This window comes from Pseudomonas sp. 1 (assembly GCF_056626735.1).
The window spans coordinates 1-12,619 of sequence record NZ_JBWXMQ010000008.1; the positions used below are offsets into that span (position 1 = coordinate 1).

The 12,619-nt window shown below is 60.8% G+C and carries 10 protein-coding genes; 6 read left to right on the top strand and 4 right to left on the bottom strand.

Annotated elements, in window-relative coordinates; translation table 11 throughout:
• Positions 1-78: 78 nt before the first annotated feature.
• From AC1MDC_RS13515 to AC1MDC_RS13525, 3 genes are all read left to right on the top strand, one after another.
• On the top strand, positions 79-534 hold the full coding sequence (locus AC1MDC_RS13515) for a VOC family protein (RefSeq protein WP_085700413.1): 456 nt from the start codon (positions 79-81) through the stop codon (positions 532-534).
• A gap of 79 nt (positions 535-613) precedes the next feature.
• A complete protein-coding gene (locus AC1MDC_RS13520) occupies positions 614-2,158 on the top strand; it encodes a methyltransferase regulatory domain-containing protein (protein ID WP_480393131.1) in 1,545 nt (514 codons plus the stop codon).
• Between the two features lie 129 nt (positions 2,159-2,287).
• Entirely contained in the window at positions 2,288-3,421 is a 1,134-nt protein-coding gene (locus AC1MDC_RS13525; protein ID WP_480393250.1) for a GGDEF domain-containing protein, read from the top strand.
• 22 nt (positions 3,422-3,443) lie between these two features.
• Here AC1MDC_RS13525 and AC1MDC_RS13530 read toward each other — a convergent pair whose 3' ends face one another.
• The 3 genes from AC1MDC_RS13530 to AC1MDC_RS13540 form a co-directional block, all read right to left on the bottom strand.
• A complete protein-coding gene (locus AC1MDC_RS13530) occupies positions 3,444-4,382 on the bottom strand; it encodes an AraC family transcriptional regulator (protein WP_085700410.1) in 939 nt (312 codons plus the stop codon).
• A 21-nt stretch (positions 4,383-4,403) separates the two neighbouring features.
• Positions 4,404-5,237, bottom strand: coding sequence for an oxidoreductase (locus AC1MDC_RS13535; protein ID WP_480393132.1), 834 nt, complete (start codon positions 5,235-5,237; stop codon positions 4,404-4,406).
• A gap of 147 nt (positions 5,238-5,384) precedes the next feature.
• The gene (locus AC1MDC_RS13540; RefSeq protein WP_085700408.1) at positions 5,385-7,244 is read right to left on the bottom strand and encodes an ABC transporter ATP-binding protein; all 1,860 of its coding nucleotides are present in this window, start codon (positions 7,242-7,244) and stop codon (positions 5,385-5,387) included.
• 168 nt (positions 7,245-7,412) lie between these two features.
• Here AC1MDC_RS13540 and hchA point away from each other — a divergent pair, with 168 nt between their 5' ends.
• The 3 genes from hchA to AC1MDC_RS13555 all read left to right on the top strand — a co-directional run bounded on the left by hchA (position 7,413) and on the right by AC1MDC_RS13555 (position 12,010).
• Positions 7,413-8,291, top strand: coding sequence for a glyoxalase III HchA (gene hchA, locus AC1MDC_RS13545; RefSeq protein WP_227235287.1), 879 nt, complete (start codon positions 7,413-7,415; stop codon positions 8,289-8,291).
• Positions 8,288-9,007, top strand: coding sequence for a PA1136 family autoinducer-binding transcriptional regulator (locus AC1MDC_RS13550; protein WP_480393133.1), 720 nt, complete (start codon positions 8,288-8,290; stop codon positions 9,005-9,007). The genes hchA and AC1MDC_RS13550 overlap by 4 nt, the downstream gene beginning before the upstream one ends.
• 120 nt (positions 9,008-9,127) lie before the next feature.
• Positions 9,128-12,010, top strand: a complete 2,883-nt coding sequence (locus AC1MDC_RS13555; protein ID WP_480393134.1) for an ATP-binding protein — start codon at positions 9,128-9,130, stop codon at positions 12,008-12,010.
• On the opposite strand, the gene AC1MDC_RS13560 is transcribed toward AC1MDC_RS13555, so the two are convergent.
• The gene (locus AC1MDC_RS13560) at positions 11,997-12,611 is read right to left on the bottom strand and encodes a response regulator transcription factor (protein ID WP_085700404.1); all 615 of its coding nucleotides are present in this window, start codon (positions 12,609-12,611) and stop codon (positions 11,997-11,999) included. The genes AC1MDC_RS13555 and AC1MDC_RS13560 overlap by 14 nt on opposite strands.
• Between the last annotated feature and the right edge of the window lie 8 nt (positions 12,612-12,619).

Below are 12,619 nucleotides of genomic sequence, written 5' to 3' on the forward strand. Positions count from 1 at the left end.
GCCTGCAGGAAAGTTTTTGCTCGCGTCAGCGAGCACGTTGACGGTTACCATGAGCGTCCGTTTTCCAGGAGGCAGGCAATGCAACTCCAGTTCAGTCACGTCGATGTACTCGTCAATAACCTCGAAGAAGCCTGTGCGTACTACGCTCGGATATTGAAGGCGAGAATCTCCAGGACACTGGTGTGGGAGCGGGGCGGCTTGCATGTGCGATATGCGATTGCGTTGATCGGGCAGGAGCGTTTCATGCTGGTCCAGCCATTGGCCGGGAATCTGCGAAAGCTCCTGGATAGCGCGGGCGAGGGCATGATCTACCGCCACTGCTATTCGACTCCCGACATCGAAAAAGCCTACGACGAACTGGTCGCCGATGGGGTACAGCCAGAAGATGAAAACGGTAACCCGCTGGCTCGCGAACACCTGCAATCGCCGGCAGGGGCACGCATCATCTGGCTGCCCAAACGCTTTGGCCACTTCTCGATTGAAATTCTGGAGGAGGCGACGTTGGAAGCGTTTATCAAGGACGCGTTTGCCTGACGTTTTTCCTCTTGTGATACGCCACGACTACCCCGTATAAGAGCGACTTTCACTTCCGATATAAGAAAAGGGTGCACGCATGAGCAATGCCTGGAACGAAGGATATTTCACGGACGAAGGCTACACCTACGGGTATAGCCGGGAAATCAATCCGGTTTTCCAGCGTTATTGCCTGCTGTTGCGCGGTTTCGCCACGCTGGAAAGCACGGACGGTTACCACTGTGAGCTGGGCTTCGGTCAGGGCGTTTCGATCAACATCCATGCTGCGGGCAATCCGGGCTCCTATGTCGGCACCGACTTTCACCCCGGGCAGGCGTCCCATGCCATCGCTCTGGCCAGAGACTGGGGCAGCGATGCGCGACTGTATGACGATAGCTTCGAGCAATTGCTGGCCCGTCATGACTTACCTCAGTTCGACAGCATCAGCCTGCATGGCATCTGGACCTGGGTCAGTCGAGACAACCACAAGCTGATCGTGGAGTTCGTCCGCCGTCATCTCAAGCCAGGTGGAATGCTCTACGTCAGCTACAACTGTTTCCCGGGCTGGTCGCCTCAGGCACCCTTGCGCCAACTGTTCAGTTTGCACGACCGGTTCGCCAGTCCGGCCTCTGTACGTCCTGATCAACGTATCGACGCTGCGCTGCAGTTTTCCGAAGCGCTGCTGGCTGCAAACCCCAAATATGCCAACTCGGCGCCTGGGCTGGATGCCAAGCTTCAGAGCATTAAAGGCCAGGATCGCCAGTACGTCGCCCATGAGTATTTCAATCGCGACTGGAACTGCATGTATTTCACCGACGTGGTTGATGCCCTGGCGTCCGCCAAGCTCGATTACGCCACGACAGCCGTGCCATTGGACTCCGTCGACCCGCTCAACCTGAGCGCCGAAGGCATGGACTTTCTGGAAGGTATCGAGCATCCCGTCATGCGTGAGCAGGCGCGTGACTACTTTGTGAACCAGAGTTTCCGGCGCGACCTTTATGTACGCGGCGCCAACAGACTGTCCGCCTCCGAGCACCGCGAGCGTATGCTCAGCACGCGCTTCGTCCTGTTGCAGGTGGCCGAGAGCGTACCGGTCAACGTCACCGGTCCGGCAGGCGCAGCCACTTTGCAGGCAGAAATCTATGGTCCGGTACTCTCTGCACTGGCGGATGACGCTTATGTGCCGAAGACCCTGCGGCATTTGCTGGATCTCGTGCCCTCATTGGGCTATGGGGATGTGGAGCAGGCGCTCAACGTGTTGATCGGCATGGGGGCCGTGGCGCCCTGTCAGAGCGAGGCAGCCGAAAAACTGGTGCAGGCCCGCTGCAATACCCTCAATCTGCAGCTGTGCAAGCGTTCGTTGTATGGCAACAAAATTCAGACTCTGGCGAGTCCAGTGACGGGGGGAGGTGTGACGGTCAGTCGCTTCCAGCAGTTGTTCCTGATATCGATCAAGCAGGGCAAAAAGCACCCGGCTGAATGGGCGCAACTGGCATGGGGCATCATTGGTGGCCAGGGCGAAGGTCTGCTGAAGGATGGCAGGGCCCTGACCACCGCCGAAGAAAATCTTGCCGAACTGACCGGGCAGGCCCAAGTGTTTGCCGACAGTACGCTGGTCATTCTCAAGGCGTTGCACATCGTTTAGGCACGAGAATTGATGGAGGACAGGCGCCAGAACGAGATTCTGGCGCCTTCGTATCAAAGGCGTCGTCACGGGCGGCGCCGAAATGGGCTTCTGTCGGTTTTATGTAGCAGTCAGGCGTGGGTGGATCGAATGGAGTTATCAGATCTTCGGCGTGAGCACGGCGCTTCGATCGACGAGCAGGTCAACACTGATCGATTGCATCAGTTGTTTCGCCAATCCGTTTCAGCCGTTATCGGCAGCTACCTGGCCGCACTCATGCTCTGTGGGCTGTGTTGGGATCGTTTTGAACAAGCCTGTATTTTCGTGTGGCTCGGCCTGCTGACGGTGTCCACGTTGTTGCGTATATCGATGTTCGTCGCCTGGTTTCGCAGCGATGAGAGCGAGCGAACACCCAAGCGCTGGGAGCGCAAATACTGGGCAACCCTGGTGCTGTCCGCCGGCATATGGGGCGCAGGTGCGTTGATCATCATGCCGGCCGATGACCTGTTGGCGCAGGCATTGGTCATGCTCTTCACGGTCGGGATGTCGGTCAGCGCGGTGTCCTGTTATTCGGCTTATCGATACATGACGCTGGTCTCCGTGGCACTGGTGCTGCTGCCGTGTACGTTCTGGCTGCTGTTTCAGCCGTCCACGCTTCAAGTGGGCATGGCGCTGGCGGTCCTTGTCTTTGCGTCGTTCGTCGCCCGTGCTACGCGCAAAATGACTGAAGCGCTGGAGGCGGCCTTTCGCCTGACCCGGGAAATGGAGCGCGCGCACAACATCTCCAGGCTCGCCGCACGAACCGACGAGCTGACTGGCCTGAACAACCGGCGGGCGTTTTTCGAGCGGGCACAGCAACTGTTCGATGAGTGCCGGCGACGCCAGTCGAACATGTGTGCCGTCATGCTGGACATGGATCATTTCAAACACATCAATGACACCTACGGCCACCAGGTCGGGGATCGTGTTTTGCAGCAGATGGGGAGCATCATCTGTACATATTTTCGGGACACCGATGTGCATGGTCGATTAGGCGGCGAAGAGTTCGCGATCCTGCTTCCGGATACCTCGATCGAGAAGGCGCTGGAGCTGCTGGAAAACCTGATTGTGACCATGCCCAGGATCATGACCGGCCCGGTTCATCGCATCACCGCCAGCCTGGGCGTTGCTTCGATGCAGAACGAAGACTCGGATCTTCACAGTTTGATGAACAACGCCGACAAAGCCTTGTATCGGGCCAAAGCCCTTGGACGTAATCAGATCGTGGTGGCTGAAACGGTTTAATCAAGCGCGCCCGAGCACGGCGTCAATGCGAAGACACATAAACAGACGGCGACGTCGGTGCAGGCAGCGCATACGTTGCCTTCATCCATTCAATCTCCGCCTGCGGCGTTCGCCCGAAAAAACGTTTGAACTCGCGGCTGAACTGCGAGGCGCTTTCATAGCCGACACTGAACGCCGCCGCTGATGCCGTCATTGCGTGGCGCAACATCAAAAGTCGCGCTTGATGCAGGCGCGTCGACTTCAGGTACTGCATGGGCGAGGCATCCGTCACGCTGCGAAAGTGCAGGTGAAAACTGGGCACGCTCATGCTTGCTTCGCGGGCCAGTTGCTCGACGTCCAGGCGCTCCTGATAGCTGCTGTGGATCTTGCGGATCGCCCGCGTCACCTTGCCGAAGTGTCCCTGTCGATTGAGTGCGGCACGCATCGAACCGCCTTGTTCACCGGTCAGGATGCGGTAATAGATCTCGCGCAACAGCGACGGTCCCAATATCTGCGCCTCACCCGGAGTGCTCATGGCTTCGAGAAAACGCAGCGTCGAAGCGCGCAGGCGGTCGTCCATCGGTGAGGCAAACATGCCCTTGGGTGGTGCGCCGCTCGGACCGTGAACGTCATCCACTTGCTGCATCAACTCGCTGGCCACCTGGAAATCGAGTTGCATATAGATCGCGAGCATTGGCTCGTCTTCAGAGGCATCGGTCTCCATGGTGAAGGGGATCGGAACCGACACCACCAGATAATGCTGAGCGTCATAGACGTAGACGTCATTGCCCAGATACCCGCGCTTCTGCCCCTGACAGAGAATCACGATGCCGGGATCGTACAGCACCGGCGTGCGAGTCAGTGGCCGGTTCGAGCGCAGGAAGCGCACGCCCTCCAGTGCACTGAGGTTGTAGCCCTCCACCGGTGCGAGCGCTTCCATCAGCTGCACCATGCGAGAAATACTTGAGTCGGCCTGTTTCATTGCGTTCTCTCTGTGGGCCGTTCAATGGTCGGTGGAGCGCGTCAGCGTTTCCCATTGATCGATCTCGCTGGCGGCGCGTTTCAGCTTGTCGCGCACCAGGCTCAATGCATCGCTGCCCAGCAATAGATGCGTTGGTGGAGCCGCGCTGGCAATGATCTGCAACATCGCTTGCGCCGCTTTCTGCGGATCGCCGAGCTGCTTGCCGCTTTTGTCTTCGCGCGCCTTGCGCACGGGGTCGAAGCTGGCGTCATAGTCAGCGATGCTGCGGGGTGTACGCTGCATCGAACGACCGGCCCAGTCGGTTCGAAATGAACCCGGCGCGACGGCGGTCACGAAGATATTCAATGGCGCCAGTTCCTTGCTGAGCGTATCGGAGATGCCCTCAAGCGCAAACTTGCTGCCGCAGTAGTACGCAATGCCCGGCATGGTGATCGTGCCGCCCATCGACGTGATATTGAGAATATGGCCCGCCCGCCGCCGGCGAAAGAACGGCACAAACGCCTTGGTCACGGCAACCGCGCCGAACACGTTCACGTCGAACTGGCGGCGCATGTCCTCCAGCGGCGATTCTTCGAAAATGCCTTCGTGGCCGTAGCCGGCGTTGTTGACCAGCACATCGACCGGGCCGTGGGTCGCTTCGACGGTCGCCACGACGCTATCGATCCGGTCGAAGTCCGTGACATCCAGCAGCACGCCGTATGCCTTATCGATAGACAGCGCCTGAAAGGCTTGCAGGTCGGCTTCGTTGCGCACGGTGCCGATGACGCGGTGACCGGCAGCCAGCGCTTCCTTGACCAGCGACTGGCCGAAGCCGCTGCTGACGCCGGTGATGAAGAGGGTTTTGGTGTCAGGCATGACGTTCTCCGCAAATCAGGTGTGCCGTCATGGTAGCCAGCGATAAATGGTTCACCTATGCCGGTTTGTCTTCGAGCCTTGCCTAATCCTCTCAGCGGCGATCAGCCCCACAGTGGTCATCGCGGGGCTGATCAACGTGACCCGGATTTATGCCTGATCCAGCGTCTCGGCCACGCCCTGGTCCTCACCCAGAAACCCGCCGCTCTGATGCTGCCACAGCCGCGCATAGGTGCCGTTTTTAGCCAGCAGTTCAGTGTGAGTGCCTTGCTCGATGATGCGCCCTTCATCCATGACAATCAGTCGATCCATCGCCGCAATCGTCGACAGACGATGGGCGATGGCGATCACGGTCTTGCCTTGCATCATTTCATCGAGGCTTTCCTGAATGGCGACTTCGACTTCGGAATCCAGCGCACTGGTGGCCTCGTCAAGTAGAAGGATCGGCGCGTTCTTGAGCATCACCCGTGCAATGGCGATACGTTGGCGCTGGCCACCGGAAAGCTTGATGCCGCGCTCGCCCACCAGCGTGTCGTAGCCGGTGTGGCCCTGACGGTCGCTCAACTGGTTGATGAAACCGTCGGCCTGGGCGTTCGCCGCAGCGCGCTGGATTTGCGCGTCGGTCGCGTCCGGTCGGCCGTAGGCGATGTTGTCGCGAATGGAGCGGTGCAGCAGGGACGTGTCCTGCGTGACCATGCCGATCGCGCTGCGCAGACTGTCCTGTGTCACCTGTGCGATGTTTTGCCCGTCAATGCGAATCTCGCCGCGATCGACGTCATAGAAGCGCAGCAGCAGGTTGATCAGCGTGGACTTGCCGGCACCGGAGCGGCCCACCAGACCGATTTTCTCCCCCGGCTGGATGCTCAGGCTCAAGCCGTCGAGCACCTGGCGTTCGCCGTTGTAGTTGAAGCTCACGTTGTCGAAAGTCACTGCACCGCCGGAAGGCACCAGCACGCCGGCGTCCGGTGCATCCTGCACCTTGGGGCCTCGGGTCAGGGTGCCCATGCCGTCCTGCACGGTACCGATGTTTTCGAACAGCGACGTCATCTGCCACATGATCCAGTGCGACATGCCATTGATGCGCAACGCCATGGCCGTGATCGCCGCCACGGCGCCGGTACCGACTTCGCCCTGATGCCACAGCCACAAGGCGTAACCGCCGGCACCCATGATCAGCCCGACCACCAGCGCCTGATTGACGATCTCGAACTGGCTGACCAGACGCATCTGGCGAAAACCGGTCTGTTTGAAGTCCTCCATCGCCGCCCGCGCAAAGTGCGCTTCACGTTTGGAATGGGAGAACAGTTTCACCGTGGTGATGTTGGTGTAGGCATCTGAAACCCGCCCCGTCATCGATGACCGCGCATGAGCCTGCTCTTGTCCAACCTGGCCCAGGCGTGGCACGAAATACAGCATCGCCAGCCCGAACAGCACGACCCAGGCAATGAACGGCAGCATGAGTTTCAGGGCGAAACCGCCGGCCAGGGCGATGATCGCGATGAAGTAAACGCCGATGCCGGGGGCGATTTCGATGACGGTGAACAACACCTCGCGCACGGCCAGTGCGGTCTGCATCACTTTGGTCGTGACCCGGCCGGAAAACTCGTCGGAAAAGAACGAAAGGCTCTGCCGTAACATCAGTCGATGGAAATCCCAGCGCAGGCGCAGCGGCAGATTGATCGCCAACACCTGATGCTGAACCATCGTGCGCAACGCCACCAGCCCGACGCTAGTCAGCAGCACGATGCCGATGCCCCACAGCACGCGGCTCTCTTGGCCGTTCACATCGCCGCCGGCCTGCCAGCTCGAGAGCAGGTCCACGACCTGGCCCAGAAAGGAAAACAACCAGGCTTCGTAGATCGACACACCGGCACTGAGCAGCGCCAGCGCGAGGATATAACCACGAGCACCGCGGGTGCAGGCCCACAGAAACCGCGCCAGACCGACCGGCGGTGGCGGCGCTTCGTCGGGCGGGAAGGGGTCGAGCCGTTGTTCAAACAGGCGAAGCATTGTGGGTCTCCGAAACGATCAATTGCGGGGATTCTGCCATCTAACGACGCTCTTGAGGGTTTGCAGGTTCCCGGACATGTCCTCGTTGAGGGAAAACCCTCATTGCCGGAATACCGTCGCGTTACTAGCATGAGGGCTCGGCAATCGACCCTTTCGATGGAGAGCACCATGGCTACCACGCAGACTGACGACAAGCGCCCAACCCCCGATCCGGCTGAGGACAACGCTTTTTTCCCCTCGCCGTATTCCCTCAGCCAGTTCACCTCGCCCAAATCCGATCTCAGTGATGCCGAGTACCCCAATCGCTACAAGGGCGGGCGCTGGAAGATCCTGATGATCGGCGCGGACGAACGCTATCTGTTGACCGACAACGGCACCATGTTCTCCACGGGCAATCATCCGGTTGAAACCTTGCTGCCGATGTATCACCTGGACAAGGCCGGTTTTGGCTTCGACGTCGCGACGCTGTCGGGCAATCCGGTCAAGTTCGAATTCTGGGCCATGCCCTCCGAAGACGCCGAAGTGAAAGGCTTCTACGAGCACTATCGCGATCAGTTCAAGCGTCCGCTCAAACTGTCCCAGGTGATCGAAGACGCGCTGGGCGAGGACTCGGATTACATCGGCGTGTTCATCCCTGGCGGGCACGGTGCGCTGATCGGCCTGCCGGAAAGCGAGGACGTGAAAAAGGTCCTGCAATGGGCCGTCGCCAAGGACAAATTCGTCATCACTCTGTGCCACGGCCCCGCGGCGCTGCTGGCGGCCGGCCTCGGTGAAACAAAAGACTCGTGCATCTTCAACGGTTACCGGATTTGCGCGTTTCCCGATGCCCTGGATGCGACAACCCCTGACATCGGTTACATGCCGGGCCACCTGACCTGGAAGTTCGGCGAGCAGTTGCAGGCGCTCGGTGTGGAAATCACTAACCAGGACATTTCCGGGGCCACGCTTCAGGATCGCAAGTTGCTGACCGGTGACAGTCCGCTGGCGGGCAACGCGCTGGGCAAACTGGCGGCCGCCGCGCTCCTGAAAGAGGTCACGTCGGGGTGAGTCCCGGACCTGCCGAAGCACTCTTGCGCGCCGCCCTCGAGATCGAGGCGGCGCCCACGCTGGTGGCAATCCAGAAGGCCGTCCGCGGTTTCGCGGGGGCCTATGGTTACGATCGATTCGTGCTGTTCTCTGCCACCTCGACGGCAGAGGACGTGGTCGAGCGCATTTACTGGGTGGAGGGCGACTGGTTCGGCGACGACATGGCTGTCGACGCCCAGACCTATGTTCAGCGCTGCCCCGTGACTCGCCATCTGCTGGACACCCGCGAATCCTTCTTCTGGAGCAAAGTGCAGGAGCCGAGCGGTGAACTCTATCGGGTGGTTCGCTTGCCAAGCGGGCCTGGCCTGCATGGCTTGCAGATTCCGGTCTTCGGCCCGCGAGGGCTTGAGGGCGCCATGAGTCTGGGTGGCGAGCAGATCGATGCTTCTGCGCGGATTCGTCTGGCGCTGGGCATGCTCGCTTCGGTGGCGTTTTATTCCGCTCGACGCTTGCTCGAAGCGCCGCTGGACGAGACGTCCGGCAAGCTCTCGACCCGCGAGCGCGAAGTGCTGGCGTGGGTCGCTGCCGGTCGCCGGCAGGCGGACATCGCCGCTACGCTCGGCCTCTCCGGACGCACGGTGGAAAATCACCTGCGTTCGGCTCGTCGGCGTCTGGGGGTGGCAACCACTGCTCAGGCCATCAAGATTGCCATTCGCAAGGGTGAAATAAAGGGGTGAGGTTCTCACTCTGCCCGTGCCGCGCTTGAACGGTCGAGCAAAACTCCTATGATGCAAAGGGTCTGCGCTGGCTGCCTGTAACCGGCGCCGCCCCTATGCTTTTTAGAGAGATCGATCCTCGTGGAGTCTTTTCCGGACGCATTGCACGAATCCCTCACGACTGAATTCATGTTCGGTCCGTTCTGCGTCGTACCAGGCAAACGGCTGCTGACCCGCAACGGGAGGGCGGTCGAGATCGGCGGACGTGCTCTGGATCTGCTGATTGCCTTGCTCGAGCAACCGGGGCGCGTGCTGTCCAAGTACGATTTGATCGACAAAGTCTGGCCCGACAGCGTGGTGGCTGAAGGCAGCCTGCGCTTTCATATGACCGGTTTGCGACGGATTCTCGGGGATGGCGAGGAGCAGGCGCGCTACATCGCGACTCAGGTGGGTGTGGGTTATGCCTTCGTCGCGCCGCTGGAAAGAAAACAGACTGCTGTTCAACCGACGCCCATCGTGTCCCTAGCCACCGAGGGCGTCTGCAGTTTGCCGCCCCGGGCCAGACTGATCGGCCGCGAGACCGACCTGCAACTGGTCATCGACCACATGCAGCAACCAAGACTGTTTACCATTGTCGGCCCCGGTGGTGTCGGCAAGACCAGCCTGGCCATCGAAGTGGCGCATCGCATTGCCGCCCAAGGCTACGAGCGCGTCTGCTTCGTCGATCTGGCGCAGGTGGAAGACTGTGCGCTGGTGCCGTCGGCGCTGGCCCGATCACTGGACATTCCGGTGCAGGCGGAGGACCCGATGTTCGTCCTGCTCGCACATTTGCGTGAGCAGCGGTTGATGCTGGTGATCGACAACTGCGAACACCTGATCGACGCGGTGTCGACGCTCTTGGAGCAGATCAGCGATACCGCGCCGGATGTCGGGGTTCTGGCCACCAGCCGTGAACCGCTGCGGGTGCGTGGCGAATACGTGCACTGGCTCAATCCGCTGGAATTTCCCCGTGAGTCGCAACACCTTTCGGTTGAGGAACTGCTGGCATTTCCGGCCATCAAGCTGTTTGTCGAACGCGCATCGTCGAGCAATGCGGCGCTGTTGCTGGAAGCGGGCGGAGGGCAAATGATTGCGGACATTTGCCAGCGGCTGGAGGGCATGGCGTTGCCGATCGAGCTGGCGGCGATGCGGGTCGCCAGCCACGGATTGAAGGCCACCCACGCGTTGCTCGGTGAGCGCTTTTCGCTGGGCTGGTCGGGGCGCAGGACGGCGGTGCCGCGCCATCAGACCCTGCGCGCCATGCTCGACTGGAGTTATGACTTGTTGTCGCCGCAAGAGCGTCTGGCGCTGGAGCGGTTTTCGGTCTTTGTCGGGCCGTTTTCCCAGGAAGCCGCCGCTCAGGTGGTGGCCGAGTCGCAACACGGGAGCGCTGCGGCGGCCGCGATCCTTGACGATCTGGTGTGCAAGGGGCTGGTCACGGTCGATCACAGCGATTCGACAGATTCTTATCGATTGCTGGAGATGACGCGCGCCTATGCCCGGGAGAAGTTGACGGCGCGGGGCGACGCCGAGGTCAATACGCTGGCGTTCCGGCACGCAGCGTTTTACATGGATCTGCTTGGGCATCTGGGGACTTCCCCCGACGAGATTTTCCGTAATTCGGCGCGCCTGGCCAGCCAGTTGGGCAATGTTCGCGGTGCGCTGGAATGGAGCTTCGGCCCCCACGGCGATCCAGGGCTGGCGTTGCCGCTGGCGGCTGCGAGCGCGCCGTTGTTCCTGCATTTTTCATTGCTGGTCGAGTGCCGCACCTGGTGCTCCCGGGCGGTGGAGCTGCTGCAGCTGGGATACTACGGCACGCCCACCGAAATGGAACTGCAAGCCGCGCTCGGGCTTGTGCTGATGTTCACCCGAGGCAACAGTGAAGCCGCCGAAAAAGCCTTGCTTCGCGCCCAAGACATTGCAGTCGCGCTGAATGACTACGGCTCACAATTGCGGCTGCTGGGCCGCTTGCAGATCTTCTACGAGCGCATCGGTGATTTCCCTTCGTCGCTGGCGTGGGCAGAGCAGGCCGCCGTGGTCGGCAACATTCTCAACGAGCCCGCTGCCATCGCGATTGCCTCATCGCTGACCGGCATCTCCCATCATCTGCTCGGCAACCAGCGTCTGGCCCGTGAGGAGCTGGAAAGCTCGCTGCGCAACAGCTTGCCGTCTCATCCCAGCAACACGATTTACTACGGCTTCGATCATCGCAATCGCACGGGCCTGGCGCTGGCGCGTTCACTCTGGCTGCAGGGCTACCCCGATCAGGCCCGGCGCCGGGCCGAGCAGATCGAGGCCGAAGCGTCGGCGCTGCAGCATCCGGTCACTTACTGCATCGCAATGGTCTGGATTCTGTGCATCTATGTCTGGACCGGTGATCTGGCGAAGGCAACTGCCAGCCTCGAACGGTTCAGTACCATCGCCGAAACCAACGCACTCGGCCCCTATATTGCCGCCTGCCACGGGTTGCGCGCGGCGATCGCCATCCGCGCCGAAGAGCCGGGGGAGGCAGTTGCCATGCTGGAAGAGAGTCTGGCGCGGTTGCGCGGCATGCGATACGAACTGCTTACCACTTCATTCGAAATTGCACTGGCCGAGGGCCTGATTCTGGGGGGGCAACACGCAAAGGCCCTGACGCAGGTCGAAGGCACCATCGATCACTGCCGTCGAAGCGGCGATGCTTTTGCACTGCCGGAGTTGCTGCGAATCAAGGCCGGTATTCTCAAGGCCATCCACGTCGATGATGACCAGGCCATGCTGGCGGTTCTTGAGGACTCCATAGCGCTGAGCCGCGAGCAGGGCGCGTGGGCGTGGGAGTTGCGGTCATCGATGGATCTGGCGCGGTTCTGGCTTGAGCAGGGTCGACCGGATCAGGCCCGGGAGTTGCTCGGCGCCTGCCGCGAGCAGGCTTCGGAAGGCTTCGACAGCCTCGATCTGCGGCGGCTGGAACGCTTCTGGCAGAGCCTGCCTGCTACGCCGGCGTAATCAGTGCCGCCATTTTCACCAGGTCTGCCAGCGAGCGGGCCTTCATTTTGCGCATCACCTTGCCGCGATGGGCCTTGACGGTGATTTCGCTGATGTTGAGGTCGGCGGCGATCAGTTTGTTCAGCCGTCCGCTGACCACCGAAGCCATGATCTCCTGCTCGCGCGGTGTCAGGGTCTTGTAGGCCTCGAGCAGGGAGCGCAGGTTCTTTTCGCCCTCGAGCGCCACGCGACTGCTTTGCAGCGCATCCGCCATGGCGGTGAGGATCACCTCGTCGTTGAACGGTTTGGTCAGAAACTCCACCGCGCCGGCCTTCAACGCCCGCACCGTGCGCGGAATATCGCCGTAGCCGGTGATGAAGATGATCGGCATGTTGTGACGTTCATCGGCAAGGGCGGTCTGCAGGTCCAGGCCGCTCAGGTCGGGCAGGTTGATGTCCAGCACCAGACAACTGGGCACCAGCGTCCGAGGCGCGTCGAGAAACTCCTGCGCGGACTCAAACAGCCGTGGCTGCCATCCGGCGAAACGGATCATCAGCTCCAGCGACTCGCGCACGGAAATGTCGTCATCGACAACGAATACGACGGGCGTGACATCACTCATCGGTATTG